General features: G+C 41.2%; 14 protein-coding genes. All 14 read right to left on the bottom strand.

All coding sequences use genetic code 11. The features are described 5' to 3' along the window. Positions 1-12 precede the first annotated feature (12 nt). Positions 13-2,601, bottom strand: coding sequence for a DNA mismatch repair protein MutS (mutS, locus tag ABEQ24_RS05645; RefSeq protein ID WP_430005847.1), 2,589 nt, complete (start codon positions 2,599-2,601; stop codon positions 13-15). Positions 2,602-2,774: 173 nt separating this feature from the next. Next, positions 2,775-3,320 carry an outer spore coat protein CotE gene (gene cotE, locus ABEQ24_RS05640; protein WP_070877329.1) on the bottom strand — a complete coding sequence of 182 codons (546 nt, stop codon included), beginning with the start codon at positions 3,318-3,320 and terminating at the stop codon, positions 2,775-2,777. 780 nt (positions 3,321-4,100) lie between these two features. Then, entirely contained in the window at positions 4,101-4,532 is a 432-nt protein-coding gene (locus ABEQ24_RS05635; RefSeq protein ID WP_309191666.1) for a RicAFT regulatory complex protein RicA family protein, read from the bottom strand. 3 nt (positions 4,533-4,535) lie between these two features. Continuing rightward, positions 4,536-6,065: a tRNA (N6-isopentenyl adenosine(37)-C2)-methylthiotransferase MiaB gene (miaB, locus tag ABEQ24_RS05630; RefSeq protein ID WP_430005846.1), complete on the bottom strand. Its 1,530-nt coding sequence runs from the start codon at positions 6,063-6,065 to the stop codon at positions 4,536-4,538. 256 nt (positions 6,066-6,321) lie between these two features. Continuing rightward, positions 6,322-7,500, bottom strand: a complete 1,179-nt coding sequence (locus ABEQ24_RS05625) for a glycine C-acetyltransferase (RefSeq protein WP_430005845.1) — start codon at positions 7,498-7,500, stop codon at positions 6,322-6,324. Between the two features lie 154 nt (positions 7,501-7,654). Further along, the gene (tdh, locus tag ABEQ24_RS05620) at positions 7,655-8,695 is read right to left on the bottom strand and encodes an L-threonine 3-dehydrogenase (RefSeq protein WP_430005844.1); all 1,041 of its coding nucleotides are present in this window, start codon (positions 8,693-8,695) and stop codon (positions 7,655-7,657) included. Between the two features lie 201 nt (positions 8,696-8,896). Then, positions 8,897-9,763 carry a 2-oxoacid:ferredoxin oxidoreductase subunit beta gene (locus tag ABEQ24_RS05615; RefSeq protein WP_070877325.1) on the bottom strand — a complete coding sequence of 289 codons (867 nt, stop codon included), beginning with the start codon at positions 9,761-9,763 and terminating at the stop codon, positions 8,897-8,899. Beyond that, positions 9,764-11,503, bottom strand: a complete 1,740-nt coding sequence (locus ABEQ24_RS05610) for a 2-oxoacid:acceptor oxidoreductase subunit alpha (protein WP_430005843.1) — start codon at positions 11,501-11,503, stop codon at positions 9,764-9,766. Positions 11,504-11,738: 235 nt separating this feature from the next. Then, the gene (locus tag ABEQ24_RS05605; protein WP_430005842.1) at positions 11,739-12,656 is read right to left on the bottom strand and encodes a dipeptidase; all 918 of its coding nucleotides are present in this window, start codon (positions 12,654-12,656) and stop codon (positions 11,739-11,741) included. Positions 12,657-13,194: 538 nt separating this feature from the next. Next, positions 13,195-13,455: a stage V sporulation protein SpoVS gene (gene spoVS / locus ABEQ24_RS05600; RefSeq protein WP_029281188.1), complete on the bottom strand. Its 261-nt coding sequence runs from the start codon at positions 13,453-13,455 to the stop codon at positions 13,195-13,197. A 199-nt stretch (positions 13,456-13,654) separates the two neighbouring features. Continuing rightward, positions 13,655-14,449: a TIGR00282 family metallophosphoesterase gene (locus ABEQ24_RS05595; RefSeq protein ID WP_430005841.1), complete on the bottom strand. Its 795-nt coding sequence runs from the start codon at positions 14,447-14,449 to the stop codon at positions 13,655-13,657. A 92-nt stretch (positions 14,450-14,541) separates the two neighbouring features. Continuing rightward, positions 14,542-16,104, bottom strand: a complete 1,563-nt coding sequence (gene rny, locus ABEQ24_RS05590; protein WP_070877321.1) for a ribonuclease Y — start codon at positions 16,102-16,104, stop codon at positions 14,542-14,544. Between the two features lie 368 nt (positions 16,105-16,472). Beyond that, the gene (gene recA / locus ABEQ24_RS05585; protein WP_307435764.1) at positions 16,473-17,510 is read right to left on the bottom strand and encodes a recombinase RecA; all 1,038 of its coding nucleotides are present in this window, start codon (positions 17,508-17,510) and stop codon (positions 16,473-16,475) included. A 316-nt stretch (positions 17,511-17,826) separates the two neighbouring features. Then, a complete protein-coding gene (locus ABEQ24_RS05580) occupies positions 17,827-19,083 on the bottom strand; it encodes a competence/damage-inducible protein A (RefSeq protein ID WP_430005840.1) in 1,257 nt (418 codons plus the stop codon). Positions 19,084-19,106 lie beyond the last annotated feature (23 nt).

The following is a 19,106-nucleotide window of genomic DNA, read 5'->3' as shown; positions in this document are numbered from 1 at the left end:
TTCACCTCTTCATTATTTTAATTTTTTTTGGATTTGATAGAGTTCATTCATTGCATCAAGCGGCGTCATTTCAAGCAGGTTAATGGCCCGCAGCTGCTCAAGCACCAGCATGTCTTTTTTCGGAACCTGTCTGCTCTCTTTTTTCGCAGGCTGTTCATTAAAAAACGAGAGCTGGGCATCATCGCTTTTAAACGCTTCTGTCTTCTCCATGACCGAAGCAGGGACCTTTACTGTCTGCTCGGCTTCAAGGCTTTCTAAAATTTCTTTTGCTCTCTCAATCAGTTCCGCCGGAAGCTCTGCAAGCTCGGCAACATGAATTCCATAACTTTTATCTGCCGGACCTTCCTTGATTTTGTGCAGAAAAACAACCTTGCCGTTATCTTCTATTGCCGATACATGAACATTCTGAAGCTGAGGCAATTCGTCAGCAAGGCTGGTCAGCTCATGATAATGTGTAGAGAACAGCGTTTTGGCACCGATATGATGGTGAATATGTTCAATAATGGCCTGGGCAAGTGCCATTCCATCATAAGTAGAGGTCCCCCGTCCAATTTCATCAAATAGAATTAAGCTGTTTTCCGTGGCATTGACTATGGCATTTTTCGCTTCAAGCATTTCAACCATAAAGGTACTCTGTCCTGAAATTAAATCATCAGCAGCGCCAATTCTGGTGAAAATCTGATCAAAGATCGGCAGGACAGCTTCTGAAGCAGGAACAAAACACCCGATTTGAGCAAGAATAGACGTCAAAGCAACCTGTCTCATATATGTGCTCTTACCGGACATATTTGGTCCTGTAATCAAGAGCATTCCGCGTTCTTTTGAGAAATAACAATCGTTTGGAACATATTCCTGGGAATTCATTACTTTTTCAACAACCGGATGTCTGCCGTCCTTAAGGAACAGCTCCTGATCTGAAAAAGAAGGTTTGGAATAATGTCTTTTTTCACTGATGACAGCAAAACACTGCAGCACATCGAGCTCACTTATGCATCTTGATAAAGATTGAAGTCCTGGTATATATTCCTTCACTTGCTCCCGAAGTGTCACAAACAATTCATATTCGATATCCACCATTTTTTCTTCTGCTTCAAGAATGAGGGTTTCTTTTTCCTTAAGCTCAGGTGTAATGAATCTTTCAGCGTTTGTCAGTGTTTGCTTCCGTGTATATCTGCCTTCTTCAAGCAAGTGGATATTCGCTCTAGTCACTTCGATATAGTAGCCGAATACTCTATTGAAGCCAATTTTCAGCGATTTAATGCCTGTACGCATCCGCTCTTGCTGTTCAAGCTCTGCTATCCATGATTTGCCGTTTCTGCTGGCATCCCTGAATTGATCGAGCTGTTCATGAAAGCCGTCTTTCATGATGTTGCCGTCTTTGATCGACAGCGGCGGATTCTCTACTAATGCTGCATCAAGCATGTCTGTCAGTTTTGTACAAGGATCAATTTTTTCTGCAATAGCATTTATTTGATTATGCTTTACTGATTGTAAGACTTCTTTTATTGCAGGCACCTGCTGCAACGATTTCTTCAGCTGGATTAAGTCTCTGGCATTCACATTGCCGAATGCCACTCTGCCGGCGAGCCGCTCAAGATCATAGACTTCTTTCAGCCGTTCTCTGAGGTCTTCGCGTTCAAAATAGTGATCAAGCAAGGATTGAACCATTTGAAGACGGCTTTCGATTTCATTTTTAGAAAGCAATGGCCGATCGATCCATTGCTTGAGCATTCTTGCCCCCATTGCGGTTTTTGTCTCATCAAGCAGCCACAGCAGCGACCCTTTTTTGCCTTTAGAACGAATCGTTTCCGTCAATTCCAAATTGCGCTTTGAATACAAATCAATTTTCATGAAATCCTGTAGCTGATAGACTTTTACTTTTTGCAGATGATCAAGGCTTCTCTTTTGCGTTTTCTGCAAATAGTTGTGAAGTCTGCCGAAGGTTTCTTTTAATCTAGTATCTTCCAGGTGACCAATGATCGCTTCCATTTTCTCTGTGCCCGCATCGATTTCAAACGAAACGGTCACTCTGGATCTTTCAGCGATTTTTTTTATATATGATTCCGGAAAATCAGGATGCACAACTAATTCCTTTGCACCCAGAGAATACATTTCATTAATAATGTCATCTATATGATTTAACAAGGTCACTTGGTTTTCTCCAGTGGATAGATCTGTAACGGCGAAACCAAACTTAGAAGGAAATTCAGTTACAGAAGCTAAGTAATTATTTTCCCGCTCCTGAAGACCTTTTCCGTTCATAACCGTTCCTGGCGTAATCAGCTGCACAACTTCGCGGCGGACAACACCCTTCGCCTGTTTTGGATCTTCTGTTTGTTCACATATGGCCACTTTGAAGCCTTTTTCAATTAATGATTCTATATATCCGGGAGCAGAATGATAAGGTACGCCGCACATTGGAATACGCTCGGCTCCCCCGCCATCTCTGCTCGTTAATGTTATTTCAAGTTCAGCAGATGCTCTTTTGGCATCTTCAAAAAACATTTCATAAAAATCGCCTAAACGAAAAAATAAAAAGGCATCCTGATACTCTGCCTTTATTTTTAAATATTGCTGTATCATCGGCGTATATGTAGCCATTGTAATCCCCCATTGCATTTGCGTACGTTTCAAAACAAACTTTATTATAACATACATAGGGGATTTTTTGCGGTGGCGAATCCCGGAAGGCTGTCCCAAAATATGCTGGAAATTTTTTAGAGAATCCTATAAAAAAAAGAAAAACCAGGAAGATAATTCTCCCTAGTTTCCTTTTATTCTTCGTCTCCGCCTACTAAAAATTCGGGATTCAGATCTTCAAATTCATCATCAAGATCTTCTTCCCAGTCTTCATCCGCTTCTGCAAAGGCTTCTGTATTAATTGCAACAACGACCTTTGTCTCACCGACCACTTCTGCTAAAAATTCACGCTCAGCCGAAACAACAACCTTGCTTCCATTTGGAGAAATATTAACCTCCATACAATTCGGCTGCTGCATCACTTTTGCAATGACTTCATGCTCATCGTCCAGAAAGTTGTTATCTTTATATTTCAACTTAATGACGTCCACATATGAAACTTTTTCAGTGACAACTTCTGTTTTCGTATTATCAGCATACGAATACCATACGTTGATGTCGTAAGTACCTTCAACCTCGACTGTTTTCCCAACCTTTTTTGCATCATATTTATGGTTGATCAACCAGCCTCCTAGAATGCTTGTTGGTTTTTGCGAAGGAGCAATGCTGTGCGTGGATTGAGTAAACTTCTTCCCTTTCGCAACTATCGCTTTTGTAATTATTTCTCTGTATTCAGCCATTCGTACATACCCTCCTCAATCAATCTTCATTTAATCCAATGCTGGGCTAGTATGGTTTGTGCTGCTAATATAAAGGAATAAATAATAGGTTCCACCAATACATGAATCGGTATAGTTCATTGTATGCGTGTACGCCCAGATATGTGCCTAAATTTTGAAAAGAAAAAGTGAAATTGTCCAGTCATTTCAGTTGGGCACTAAGGTTTTGGCAGCAAAGGGGTTCTTTCCCTTTGCTGCTGGCTTCTGGCTTATGTGATTATTTAGAACATAGTTTAATTAAATATCAATTAATTGAAATTGGTGTGTTTTCAGCTGTTTTTTTGAGATAAAAGCATAATGTTAATCTCGATGAACTCTTAATTCGAATACATTAGTTTAAAAGAATCTGCAAATTTGCTCTCTTAAATAAAAAGGCTCTTTTCGTAAGGATTGTTGTCTTTAGTCTAGAAGTTATAACCATAAGTGGTGCAGCGAAAGGAACTTCACTTCTTCTTGGAGAATAGATGGGATTGGATCATTTCATTTTACAGCTGGCATTCTGGAATTTTGTTCTCATAACAGGCGGTTGATTCCACTTTTCCGTGCAAAAATCAAAAGGGTGGAATCATAGCACGCGGTTGATTCCACTTTTCCGATCAAAAAACAAATTAGTGGAATCATAGCGTGCATTTGTTTCCACTTCTCTGCACAATAACCAAATTTATAGAGGATAATCAAAAACAACAATCTATGGGAAAAAGCCAATAAAAAAACACACTGTTTTAACAGTGTGTTCCTCTTTTAGTGACAGGCTGACCCTGGTGAATTATTTAGTTTTGAACCTGTTTCACCGCTTAACAGGTCTCCGCCGGTTGTGCGGATGATTTCATCTGTCACATGGTTTGAGATCGTGACTGCAATCAATTGAAGCAAATCGTTCACTTCAACTTGAGATTCTTTGAATTCCTGAATAATAGGAAGTTCATCTAATTCTGCCTGAATTTTATCGATTTTGTCTTCTACCTGCTTCAGTGCTTCCTGCTTGCTGTAATGCTGGAAGTTAACAGCCTGTTTTTGAAGACTTTTAATGCTTGCTACTTTTTCGCGGATTTTTTGGTTCTCATTGATTTGTGCTTCCGCTTTTTTGAAAAACTCAACTTCTTTCGTATCAGCAACCATTTGTGCTAATTCACGGGCTTTTGCTACGATTTCTTCTTTAGTATATAATGACATCCCCTATTTCACCTCAATCGCTTCTTCTACCATTTCCCCATCTAAAGACCACGTTTTTGCTTTGTTTATTTTCACTTTGACTATTTGGCCGACAGCAGACTTTGGACCTTTAAAGTTTACAAGTTTGCTTTTTGTTGTATAGCCTGCAAGTACTTCAGGGTTGTTTTTGCTTTCCCCTTCTACAAGCACTTCTACAACCTGGCCTTCGTATTCAAGCATTTTTTTTGCTGAAACTTCTTTTACAAGATCATTCAGCTTTTGAAGGCGTGCTTTCTTTACTTCCATTGGAACATTATCCTGCATTTTCGCAGCAGGTGTTCCTTCACGCGGAGAGTAAATGAACGTATACGCACTGTCGAATTCAACTTCACGGTACATAGACAGCGTTTCTTCAAATTGCTCATCTGTTTCATTTGGGAAACCTACAATGATATCAGTAGTTAAAGAAGCGGTTGGAATCGCTTCCTTAATTTTTTGCACTAAAGTCATATATTTTTCCCGGTCATATTTGCGAGCCATCAGCTTCAGAATCTCAGAGCTTCCTGACTGGACAGGCAAATGAATATGATCAAGCAGGTTGCCGCCTTTAGCGAGCACCTCAATCAGATGATCATCAAAATCACGCGGATGACTTGTTGTGAAGCGGACTCGGGCTACATCGATTTTCCGGATTTCATCCATTAAATCGCCGAGGCCGTATGAAATGTCCTCAAAATCCTTCCCATAGGCGTTAACATTCTGGCCAAGGAGTGTAATTTCCTTATATCCGCTTGCAGCAAGCTGACGCACTTCCTGAATGATTTCCTCAGGGCGTCTGCTTCGTTCTTTTCCGCGAGTATAAGGAACGATGCAGTACGTACAGAATTTATCACAGCCAAACATGATATTGACCCATGCTTTGACATTTCCTTTACGCTCTCTTGGAAGGTTCTCGATAACGTCCCCTTCTTTAGACCAAACTTCAATGACCATTTCTTTTGACATGTATGCGTCTTTAAGAATATTAGGCAGGCGGTGAATGTTATGCGTTCCAAAAATCATGTCAACATGCTGATGTTTTTTCATGATTCTTGTGACAACTGATTCTTCCTGGGACATACATCCGCAAACTCCGATTAATAATCCTGGTTTTTCTCTTTTTAGAGACTTAAGATGGCCGATTTCACCAAATACTTTGTTTTCTGCATTTTCACGGATGGCACATGTGTTCAGGAGAATTACATCTGCATCTTCTGTTGTGTTTGTAGCTTCATAGCCGAGTGCCATGAAAATTCCAGCCATGACTTCAGTATCGTGTTCGTTCATTTGACAGCCATATGTGCGGATCAGAAATTTCTTTCCGTTCCCAAGGCCCCTGAACTCTTCTGAAATGCTGAAATCATTTTGGTATTTCACTTCCTCTTTCCCGCGCTTTTTAGCATCCTTTAAGGAAGGAGGCATATAAACGGCTTGGAAATACTTACTGTAGTCCTTTTCGGATTTTTTGTCCGCCGGATTTACCTGTGTATTTTCCAAACGCTGCTTTTCATTCATGTAAAACAGTCTCCTTTCAAGCCCTTCTAACCCTACTCTCCAAGTGAGAGTATACCAATTTTATAGTATATATGTTCTTAATGAACAAAACAATATAGAAATCAAGAAAGGACATACATATATAGTAAATGAAACGGGTAAAAAAGAAAAGCGGAGCCTTCCGCATTGTCCGGGTTAAAGAGAAATCAGGAGCCATCATTTTTAGCTTCGCTGATTTTACAGCTCCAAAAAAGAGAGGCCAAAGCCTCTCTTTCCATTACTTCAAAATGTTTAATTCTTTTGCAGCTTTTTCAAAGATATCCAAAGCTTTCTGAAGTTCCTCTTTTGAATGCTCTGCCGTTACGATGGTGCGAACGCGCGCCTGTCCTTTTGCCACAGTCGGGAATGCAATCCCCTGTGCAAAGACGCCATATTCTCTGAGCTTATCAGAGAATTGATGAGACAGTGCTTCATCGCCCACGATGACAGGCGTTACAGGTGTTTCGCTTTTACCTGTATCAAAACCGAAATTTTCAAGGCCTTTTTTGAAGAATTTAGCGTTATCCCAAAGCTTATCTATCAGCTCAGGCTCTTCTATAAGAACGTTGATTGCTTCAATACAGGCAGCAGTTACTGCTGGAGGATGAGATGTACTGAATAAAAATGGACGTCCTTTTTGAATCAGGTAATCAATCAGTGTGCGCGTGCTTGCTACATACCCTCCAAGAACACCTACAGCTTTACTTAATGTCCCTACCTGAATATGCACACGTCCGTCAAGACCGAAATGGTTGACTGTGCCGCGGCCGTTTTGTCCAAGCACACCTGAAGCATGTGCATCGTCAACCATAACCAGTGCATCGTACTTTTCGGCAAGTTCAACAATTTCAGGCAGCGGTGCAATATTTCCATCCATCGAAAAGACGCCATCTGTAACGATTAAGCGGACTCTGTAGTCTGCTGATTCTTTTAACGCTCTTTCCAAATCTGCCACATCAACATGGTTATATACTTTGCGTGCAGCCTTTGTTAAACGGATGCCATCAATTATTGAAGCATGGTTCAGAGAATCTGAAATCACTACATCTTCTTTTGTCAAAATAGATGAAAGCACACCCTGGTTTGTTGTAAAGCCTGATTGAAACACAAGTGCTGCTTCTGTATGCTTAAATTCAGCAAGCTTCGATTCAAGCTCTTCATGCATGGTAAACGTACCGGCGATCGTTCTTACAGATCCGGTTCCGGCTCCAAATTTCTCTGCAGCTTTGATTGATGCTTCAACAAGTCTGGGATGGGTTGTTAAACCTAAATAATTGTTAGAAGATAACTGAATTAATTCTTTGCCGTCAATGACAACTTTTGAAGCCTGATCTGATTCAAGCGGAATCAGCGTCCGGAATGTTCCTTGCTGTTTCATTTCGTCAAGTTCTGCCTGCAAATATTCAAAGCCTTTCATCATAGCCCCTCCAATTTCATTCTGCTATTTTCCCTATAACAGTCAGTAAAGTCCCGGCTTTTTATGGTTATGTATATTGTTTTAAAACTGAGCCGGGTTTACTGCCAGTACAGCTTATCAACAGGGAGATGAATCCCCCTGCTGGAATAATATATTATGGGTGTAATACGACTTTACCACATTTCCCTTCGATCATTAAATCGAAGCCTTTTTTAAATTCATCTAAAGAAAAATGATGAGTAATCAATGGTGTTACATCAACTTGCCCTGATTTTAATAGTCTTGAAACCTGCTGCCATGTTTCATACATTTTTCTGCCTGTAATTCCTTGTACCGTGATTCCTTTAAACACGATATCGTTGGTAATATCCAGTTCAACCGGACGGACAGGAAGACTCAGGATTGAAACACGCCCGCCATTTGTGACCATTTTGAATCCTTGATCCATCGCAATTGGATGCCCTGACATTTCGCAGACGACATCCACTCCATTCCCGTCTGTTAATTCATTGATTCTAGCCAAAGGATCCTCGTTTTTTGAATCAATGACCGTTGTTGCTCCCATTTCTTTTGCTAAATTTAACCGGTAATCGTTCAAATCAAGCGCAATGACCTGAGAGGCTCCAGCTGCTTTTGCAACTCCGACAGCCATAATCCCAATAGGCCCGCATCCAATGACAGCAACACTTTTCCCTGCTACATCACCTGCTAAAACAGTGTGAACCGCATTTCCCATCGGTTCTTGAATGGATGCTACATCAAACGGCATCTCTTTTGGATTTTTCCAAAGATTCACTGCAGGCAAAGCCACATACTCTGCAAAGCAGCCGTCTGTATCCACACCAATTATTTTCGTGTTTTTACAAATATGATACTGCCCTGTTAAACATTGAGGACATTCGTAGCAGACTAAATGTGTTTCAGCGGAAACAAAATCTCCGATCTCAACGCTTGTTACTTTATTTCCTTTTTCAACAACTTCTCCAGAAAATTCATGGCCAAATATATAAGGAGGGTTCACTCTGCTTTCAGACCAAGCATCCCAAGTATATATATGAACATCTGTACCGCAGATTGAAGTTGCTTTTACTTTGATTAATACTTCATTTTCTTTAATCTGAGGGATGTCAACCATCTGCAGCTCAGCACCAAAACCTCTGTGATGCTTAACGATTGCTTTCATTTTTCCATTCACAATGAACACTCCTTGCTCCAAAAACCTTCTATTTTTATTAGTATATATGAAATTTTATCATCCATAAATATTGGTGTAAAGATGACTGTCCACCCTGTATAGACGTTTGAACACATGAGGGGAAATCTCGATTTTTTTTTTGTAAAACATAAACTAAGGGCAAAAAAAAAACGTCTATCATTAAGATAGACGTTTTTTTCATTACATAAACTCTGAAAGCAATTCATTGAATTTCTCTTCGCTGATTTGCAGATCAGCGTGTGATAAAGGCGTTTCACTGTAGTTATGAACAAGCTCCTGATAAGAAGGCTGATTCTTGTTCTGATAAATTAAACCAGTAACAAGTCCGTTTTTCTCCATCAGTGTCTGCATGGCTGTCATGCGGTTTGATGGATCATACCCTTCAATATCACTCAGCTTTGTAAGATTTTCTTTAAACCAGTCATACGTGTTGATTTTGTTGTAAGTGACACACGGACTGAAAACATTGATTAATGAGAATCCTTTATGATTGATTCCTGCTTCAATGATGGACGTTAAATCTTTCAAATCAGTTGAAAAGCTTTGTGCTACAAACGTCGCTCCTGCCGTAAGAGCCATCTCCATCACTGATAAGGAGGATTCGATTGATCCTTTAGGCGTGCTTTTCGTTTTGAAGCCTACATCACTACGCGGAGATGTTTGGCCTTTTGTTAATCCATAAATTTGATTGTCCATTACGATATATGTGACATCAATGTTTCTTCTGATGGCGTGAATCGTATGGCCCATTCCGATGGCAAATCCGTCGCCGTCGCCGCCAGATGCGATAACGGTCAAATCTTTATTCGCCATTTTGACGCCCTGTGCGATTGGAAGTGAACGGCCATGTATGCCGTGGAAACCGTATGCGTTAATATAACCCGAAATACGCCCTGAACATCCAATCCCTGAAACTACAGCAAGCTGATCTGGCTCAAGTCCCGCATTTGCAGCAGCACGCTGAATCGCCGCTTGTACGGAGAAGTCTCCGCAGCCAGGACACCAGTTAGGCTTTACATTGTTTCTAAATTCCTTAAACGTCGCCATTTAGAACAACTCCTTGCATTTTGAATGAACTTCATGCGGCAAGAGCGGATTTCCGTCATACTTTAAGATACTGGAAATTTTCTCTGCATGACCTACATTCATTTTTATTAGACTTGCGAGCTGTCCAGTTGCATTATTTTCAACAACTACAACCTTTTTAGCTGCCTTCACAAGCGGAAGCATCTCATCAGCCGGGAATGGATGAAGCAGACGTACGTGGGCATGATTTACCTTTACACCGTCTTCTTCAAGGCGGACCATCGCTTCTTCGATTGTGCCTCTAGTAGAGTTAAACCCTACAAATAATACATCCGGCTCAGGGTGAGTCAGATTTTGGTGGACAGGTGTGTCAAAACGCATATTGGACAGCTTCCGCAGACGTTTGTCCATCTGTGCTTTACGGTTCGTTGCCACTTCAGAAGGTTTGCCTGTTTCATCATGTTCAACTCCTGTAACATGGTGTATGCCGTTTTTCATGCCTGGCACTACACGCGGTGAAACGCCATCTTCTGTTACTTCAAATCGTTTAAAGTATCCTTTATTTTCAATCTCAGGCAACTCGCTGCCCTGTACAAGCTTTCCTCTTCGGATTTGGATTTTATCATATTGAAGCGGTTCTACTGTCTGTTTTCCAAGTGACAGCTGAAGATCTGTCAGCAAAATAACAGGACATTGATATTCCTCTGCTAAGTTGAACGCCTCAATTGTATCGTAAAATGCTTCTTGTACTGTGCTTGGCGCCATGACGATTTTCGGAATTTCACCATGCGTTCCGTAAATCATTGCCATTAAATCGGATTGCTCCTGCTTCGTCGGAAGTCCTGTACTTGGTCCCCCGCGCTGCGTATCAATGATGACAAGCGGCTGCTCTGTAATGCCTGAGAGTCCGATTGCTTCCATCATCAGAGACAGCCCCGGTCCTGCAGAAGCGGTTAATGTGCGCGTGCCTGCATAGTTTGCACCTATTGCCATGGTACAAGCGGCAATTTCATCTTCCGTTTGAATGACAGTTCCGCCGAAATCAGGAAGCTTTTTAATAAGATATTCCATGATTTCAGAAGCAGGTGTAATTGGATAGGCAGCCATGAAGCGTGCTCCGCCTGCAACTGCGCCAAGTGCGATCGCATCGTTGCCGATCATGAACATCCGTTTCATCCCGTCTGCTTTTTCCAGATACATGTCATCACGGTCAAAGTTCAGTTCTTGTTTCATATAATTTGAGCCTTTTTCAATGGCTTCTAAATTCTTTTCAACAATTTGCTGGCCTTTTTTGCCGTAAATCTCCTGTACAACATTTTGAAATTGTGCTGTTCCAAGATCAAGCACAGCACTGGTTGCTCCGATTGCAACCATATTTTTCATCAGTGACGTGCCTAATTCTGTCGCAATCTGGGTGAACGGTACGGAATATAATACTGCGCTGCAATCGTCAGGTATGACTGGATTAAATTTAGAATCAGCAATAACAAGACCGCCCTTGCGGAGTTCATATACGTTCACATCGATTGTTTCCTGATCAAAAGCTACTAATATATCAAGATCGTCCGATATGGCGCGAACTTGAGTTGTACTGACACGGATTTTATTATTTGTATGCCCGCCTTTAATTCGAGATGAAAAATGGCGGTATCCATATAGATAATATCCCATTCTGTTTAATGCGATTGAAAACACTTCTCCGGTACTTTCAATACCTTCACCTTGCTGCCCCCCAACTTTCCATGAAAGTTGACTGATCATGTGCCTTACACCCCTTCTTAAGAAACACTCCTATATTTTTCGCTCTTTTAGAGCTATTACACACATTATTAAATATTGTTAGAATATGTACTAAACGTTTACAATTGTAGAACGAACATGAGAAAAAAACAAGCGTTTAAAGGAAATAAACATGTTTTTTGTGTTATTTTTTTGATTTTTGCGAATTTTATATTCATTCATTCCAATATCCCTTATATGCAATAGAAGACTTGATTTAAAAAGGAATGGATTCAGCAAAATTTTTGTATATAAATTTTTCAACCTGGCTTTGTGAATAATGTTTTAAGAGTGTATTTAACAAGTAAGGATACTGCTCATACCCTTCAAGCCCTTCTATCGTTTCATCTATCCCGTCAAAGTCAGATCCAAGCCCTACTGCATTTTCGCCTGCAAGCCCGCATACGTAATCCAAGTGATTAAGAAGATGCTTCATGGAAGCCCTCGGCCTTGAAGAAGTGAATTGCGGCACGAACGTTATGCCGATCAGCCCGTTTTTTTCAGCAATTGCTTTAATTTGATCATCTCTTAAATTTCTTGGATGCGGACAAAGTGCATATGAATTTGAATGACTGGCAATCGGATGGTCTGCAAGCTGAATCACATCCCAGAAGCTTCTTTCAGAAAGATGTGACAGGTCTGTCCACATATGATACTGATTTAATTTCCGGACAACATCCCTCCCATAAAAAGATAAACCGGCATTTCTCGTCTCAAGAGCTCCATCAGCCAGTAAATTGGCAAAGTTCCAGGTCAGACCAGCAGACCTGACTCCAAGCTGCTGAAAAATGGCAAGAAGGCCTAAATCATGTCCAATCGGCTCACAGCCTTCAAGTGTTAAAATGGCTCCAATCTCATCCTCCTTTAATGCAAGGAGATCCTGTTTAGTCCGAATATGGATAATCTTTTCATATTTATTAATAATCCGATTAATGAAAATGGAGGCCTGAGCAAAAGCAACTTCTAATTTATTTGCGGCTTCAACAGGTATAAAGATGGCAAAACATTGGACTTTTGCTCCAAACTGAAAGAGCTTTTCAATAGTGACATGCAGATTCAGATCATTCCATTCACTGATTTCAGGCCTGCGCCACAATTGATAGAGCAAATCACAATGAGCATCAAAAATTCGCACGTCAGCATCTCTCCTAAAGATAAATAAGGGCTGTGATTGAAAAAAATGGCATTTACAGAAAAAATGGTCCCTCTCTGATCTTCATGCAGTTGTAAAAATCTAACCTATGGTGTTTTTGAAAGGCTGTTTTCGCATAGATTGTTGTTTTTGATTATTGTGCAGAATCAAATGCACGCTATGTTTCCACCTTTTTGGTTTTTGCACTGTAAGGTGGAATCAACCGCATGCTTTGTTTCCACCTTTTTGGTTCTTGCACTGGAAGGTGGAATCAACCGCATGTTATGTTTCCACCTTTTTGGTTTTTGCCCTGGAAGGGGAAATCAACCGCATGTTATGTTTCCACTTTTTTGGTTTTGCACTGGAAGGTGGAATTAACCACATGATATGATTCCACCCTTTTGTTTTTTGCACTGTAAGGTGGAATCAACCAATTCCCTCACTAAAAACAACAATCCTTAAGAAAAGAGCCTTTTGAATAGACTCAAATAAAAACAAACCTGTTTGCGTGACCCGCAAACAGGTTAATCATTTTGTCTATTTAACGTGGCTCAATAATTAATTTAATGGCCGTACGTTCTTCTCCATCAATGAGAATATCCGTAAAGGCAGGAATACAGATTAAATCCACACCGCTTGGGGCAACAAACCCTCTCGCAATAGCTACTGCTTTAACAGCTTGGTTAAGTGCTCCAGCTCCAATTGCCTGGATTTCAGCAGCGCCTCTTTCGCGCAGGACACCTGCTAGTGCTCCCGCTACAGAGTTAGGATTGGACTTTGCTGAAACTTTCAATATTTCCATTTCTAGTATCCCCCTTATTTTTCAATAGATCGTGAATGTACGTTGGATCATGCCTTATTAGATCTGTTCTGAGGGCCCATCCCCTTTATGAAGCCTTCTGAACCTCTTTCACAGTCATTCCATTGATACTATATTCACTAGAGGGAACTAGTATTCCTGCTTGTTTTACTATTTTTTCTAAAATTTCTAAATATACATTCTATTCAAAAAACATATGATCGTCATTAATTAAAATGCGGTCAATTTTAACAGCTTTGCCGGTTTTATCTTGAACATCAATGACGACAGCACTCAGCTGCGCCTTGCCTTCTGTAACTTCAAAACGCACAGGAAGGCTTGTGAGGAAGCGTTTTATGACAGCATCTCTTTCAACTCCCAGAATCCCATCATAAGGACCAGTCATGCCTGCATCTGTAATGTAAGCAGTTCCTTGATCAAGAATTCTCTCATCTGCCGTTTGAACGTGTGTATGCGTTCCGACAACTGCCGTTACTTTTCCATCCAAATACCAGCCCATAGCCTGCTTCTCACTCGTGGCTTCTGCATGAAAATCCACAAAAACAATGGACGTTCTTTTTTTTGCTTCTTCAATCAGCTCATCTGCTTTTTTAAACGGACAATCAATCGGCGCGAGGAACGTTCTTCCCTGTAAATTAATCACTGCGATTTCTTTGCCGTCGCATGTTATATATGTAATCCCCTTACCCGGCGTCCCTTCTGGAAAATTCGCAGGGCGAATCAAGTTAGGGTAATTATCAATGAATTCAAAGATCTCCCTTTTATCCCATGTATGGTTTCCCATTGTAACGACCTGAGCCCCAGCCTGATTCAGCTCGTGATAGATCTTTTCCGTAATCCCTTTTCCGTGTGCCGCATTCTCTCCGTTTACAATCGTCAGGGACGGTCTATATTTCCGTTTCAGCTTTGGCAAATATTCTTTAATCATCTCTCTACCTGGAGATCCGACTACATCTCCTACAAATAATAATTTCATGCTTCCATTAACCTTCTCTCAAAATAGTGTCTGCTTACCCTTAAGTTTTGCACAGTTTGCAAAAAAAATAAAGCGATGCAGAAGGCATCGCTTTATTTCGCATATTCAACAGCTCTCGTTTCTCGGATAACTGTTACTTTAATATGACCTGGATAATCTAATTCTTCTTCAATCCGTTTGCGGATATCCCTTGCTAAACGGTGTGCCTGAAGATCGTCAATCGTATCCGGTTTTACCATGATACGCACTTCACGGCCTGCCTGAATGGCGAACGATTTTTCTACGCCTTCGTAAGATTCGGAAATCTCTTCAAGCTTTTCTAAGCGGCGAATATAGTTTTCGAGCGTTTCGCTTCTTGCGCCGGGGCGTGCTGCAGATAAAGCATCTGCTGCCGCGACCAGTACGGCAATAACCGAAGTCGGCTCCTGATCGCCATGATGCGAAGCAATACTGTTGATCACAACCGGGTGTTCCTTGTACTTCGTAGCAAGTTCAACCCCAATTTCAACATGGCTTCCTTCTACTTCATGATCAATCGCCTTACCAATGTCATGCAATAAACCTGCACGTTTGGCGAGAGTAACATCTTCACCCAGTTCTGCAGCCATAAGTCCTGATAAATAAGCGACCTCCATGGAATGCTTTAATACATTTTGACCATAGCTCGTTCTGAATTTCAGACGGCCCATAATCTTGATTAAATCTGGATGAAGCCCGTGAACACCAACTTCAAATGTTGTTTGCTCACCAACCTCGCGGATGTACTCATCAACCTCACGGCGTGATTTTTCAACCATTTCTTCAATACGTGCTGGATGGATGCGTCCATCTTGAACAAGCTTGTCTAAAGCAATTCTGGCTGTTTCCCTGCGGATTGGATCAAATCCAGATAAAATTACTGCTTCTGGAGTATCATCAATAATGAGGTCAATACCAGTCAATGTTTCAAGTGTTCTGATGTTACGCCCTTCACGGCCAATGATGCGGCCTTTCATTTCATCATTTGGAAGGTTAACGACAGATACCGTAGTTTCAGCTACATGGTCTGCAGCACAACGCTGGATTGCAAGGGAAAGAATTTCTTTCGCTCGTTTATCCGCTTCTTCTTTCGCACGGTTTTCGCTTTCTTTAACAGTTACAGCGATGTCATGCGAAAGCTCATTTTCAACCTTTTCGAGAATGATCTGCTTTGCCTCTTCGCGAGTCAAGCTGGAAATACGTTCAAGCTCTGATTGCTGTTTACGCACCATCTCGTCCACTTTGCTTTCCATCTCTTCAATATGCTGTTGTCTTTCATTTAGAGAATCTTCTTTTTTCTCAAGCATGTTCTCGCGCTTGTCTAAAGATTCATCCTTACGATCAAGATTCTCTTCTTTTTGTAATAAGCGATTTTCTTGTTTTTGCAGCTCATTTCGTCGTTCACGAATTTCTTGCTCTGCTTCTGTCCGAAGCTTGTGAATATCATCCTTTGCCTCAAGCAACGCTTCTTTCTTCGTTGCTTCAGCATCACGCTTCGCATCTTCAAGAATTTGCTCAGCAGTACCTTTCGCACCGGCAATTTTCGCTTCTGCAATGGATTTACGAACAAAATAGCCAACAACTGCACCGACGATTAGGCCAAGCAAAATGGAGATGATCATTGTAATGGGATCCATCATTTCACCTCCTCTTGCTATGAACTTGTTTCTTGCTAGATTTAAGTGTCGGCATGTATATTGCAAAACGTTCTTCAACATACAGCACAAAGCTTAAGGGTTTCATGGAGACCTTGCAGCACCTGCTGCACAGATCAACATTTGCTTTCATAGTGCCTCGCTAAAAGTTCTAACAAAATAATAATACACCCTAATTGTAAATGTGTGAAATTTTCTTGTCAAGCCTGTCATTCAGGCGTTTTTAATGCAATTGGGAATTTTCAGGCATTGCCTTACATTTCTTGAACAGGAAAAGTCAGGATTCTCTATCGATTGGATCGTGAATTTTGATTTCTCATATACAAAAAAGAGGCGATAATCGCCTCTTTTTAATCTTCCAGTAAATCTAATTCTTCTTGACCATCAGGGGCAACGGCAACTTCATCCAGCCCGTAGTGGCTGCGGATCTTTTCCTGGATCTCTAAGCGGATGCTAGGATTCTCTTTAAGGAAGATCTTTGCGTTTTCTCTTCCCTGGCCTAAACGCTCTTCATTGTACGAATACCAAGAGCCGCTCTTTTGAACAATATCAATTTCTGTTCCAAGATCGATGATTTCGCCTTCTTTAGAGATTCCTTCTCCGTACATAATGTCAACTTCTGCAACACGGAAAGGAGGTGCAACTTTGTTTTTGACTACTTTGATTTTCGTTTTATTTCCGACCATCTCATTGCCCTGTTTCAGTGTTTCGGCACGGCGGACCTCTAAACGTACAGAAGAATAAAACTTCAGCGCGCGTCCGCCTGGAGTTGTTTCAGGATTACCGAACATAACTCCTACTTTTTCACGGATCTGGTTAATGAAAATGGCAATCGTTTTTGATTTGCTGATTGCTCCGGATAATTTACGCAATGCCTGAGACATAAGACGTGCCTGCAAGCCGACGTGAGCATCTCCCATTTCGCCTTCGATTTCAGCTTTTGGAACTAATGCTGCTACAGAGTCAATGACCAGAATATCCACTGCTCCGCTTCGGACAAGTGCTTCTGCGATTTCAAGCGCCTGCTCTCCGGTATCCGGCTGGGAGAGAAGAAGTTCATCTATATTTACACCCAGCTTTTGAGCATATACAGGATCAAGGGCATGCTCTGCATCTATAAATGCAGCCTGTCCTCCTTTTTGCTGTACTTCTGCAATCGCATGAAGAGCAACTGTTGTTTTACCCGAGCTCTCAGGTCCATATATTTCTATAATTCTTCCACGGGGATATCCGCCAACCCCAAGTGCTGTATCAAGTGCAAGTGAACCGCTTGGAGAAGTAGAGATCTTCCGGTCAGTCTGTTCACCGAGTTTCATAATTGAACCTTTACCAAATTGCTTTTCTATTTGTTTCAGTGCCATATCTAAGGCAGCTTGACGATCGCTCACTGAGTTTCCTCCTTTAGTTATCAACCTATTAATAATATACCTTTTATTTGAACGTTTGACAAGTAAAAAACGAACATTTATTCGGTTTTTTTACAGGCTGAATCAGACTGAAAATTCTCATTTCTCTTAAAGAAAATAAAAATTTGCTGCCTATTTAACAGCTAAAATACTAAATTGTGTTTTTTGCAGGAGTATCTTGTTGTTTCGATTATAAATGTTAACCGCTGCTTTCCGCCACAATCCACTAAAGTTTATAACATCTAGTTTAATAGCCGCAATGTTTACGAAAAAGCCAATAAAAAAAGAAAAATACAGCTTATTCCGCTGTATTTTCCAAAAGAGTTTTTATAAGCAAGTGACAGCCATATTTCACTGTACGCCTGCGAATGGCGTTGCGGCTGCCTGCAAGATGAAGGAGAACGACCTTAGCCGGCTGCCCTTTTAATGCCAGTCCGATATAGACGGTTCCAGGTTTTTTCCCTTCAACAGGATCTTCCCCGGCAATGCCGGTAAAACTTATCCCGATATCACTATTTGTCAGCTGCCTGATTTGTTCAGCCATTTCTTTGGCACATTGTTCACTGACAGCCCCGTGCTGATCAAGCGTTTCTTTAGATACATTTAATATGGATTGCTTTACTTCATTTGTGTAGCAGACAATTGTACCTTTAAAGACATCAGATGTACCTTTGACGGCTGTCAGCTGATCTGAAAAAAGCCCTCCGGTTAAACTCTCGGCTGCTGAAATTGTCATGCTGTTTTGTCTGAGATGCCTAAGCACTTCATCAGCAAGGGTTGTCTGGTCATATCCGTAGAAAAAGCCGCCAACCCTGCTGTTTATTGTTTTTTCCATTTCATTGATAAGCCGCACAGCCTCAGCCTCATTGTGATGGCGGGCAGTCAGCCTGAGCGTTACTTCCCCGTCACCCGCAAGAGGTGCAATGGTCGGATTGGATTGCGCATCGATCAAATCCTGGATATCTGTCTCAAGCTGCGATTCGCCTATGCCAAAATAGCGGAGTACCCTCGAGATAATTTTATCATTTTGGCCAAGCTTCTCTCTGAAGTATGGAAGTCCGAATTTTATAAACATCGGTTTCATTTCGCTTGGAGGACCAGGCAGCAGCATATAAATCCGGCCATCCGCTTCTATTGCCATTCCTGGCGCCATCCCGTGCTCATTTTTCAATACATGAGAATCCTCAATGATCCAAGCTTGTTTTTTATTGTTTTCAGACATGCTTCTTTTTACTTTAACAAAATAGTCTTCAATGCTGCGAAGGGCCTCTTCATCCGTGACAAGCTTTTTGCCAAGGATATTTGCGATTGTTTCTTTCGTTAAATCATCTTTAGTCGGTCCAAGACCGCCTGTAAAAATTATAACGTTCGAACGTCCTTTTGCAGTCTTAACTGCCTGCTCAAGTCTTGCAGGATTATCACCGACAACCGTGTGATAATAGACATTAAGACCGTTTTCAGCCAGCTGCTGAGATAAAAACTGGGCATTGGAGTTAACAATTTGCCCAAGAAGCAATTCTGAACCTACTGCGATAATCTCTGTTTTTGACGTCATTTGAACTCCTCCTGCGAATGAAG

The organism is Metabacillus idriensis, assembly GCF_050483325.1.
Classification (GTDB): Bacteria; Bacillota; Bacilli; order Bacillales; family Bacillaceae; genus Bacillus_P; species Bacillus_P idriensis_A.
Note: the sequence above shows the minus strand (reverse complement) of the source record. Positions and strands in the feature narration are given on the sequence as shown.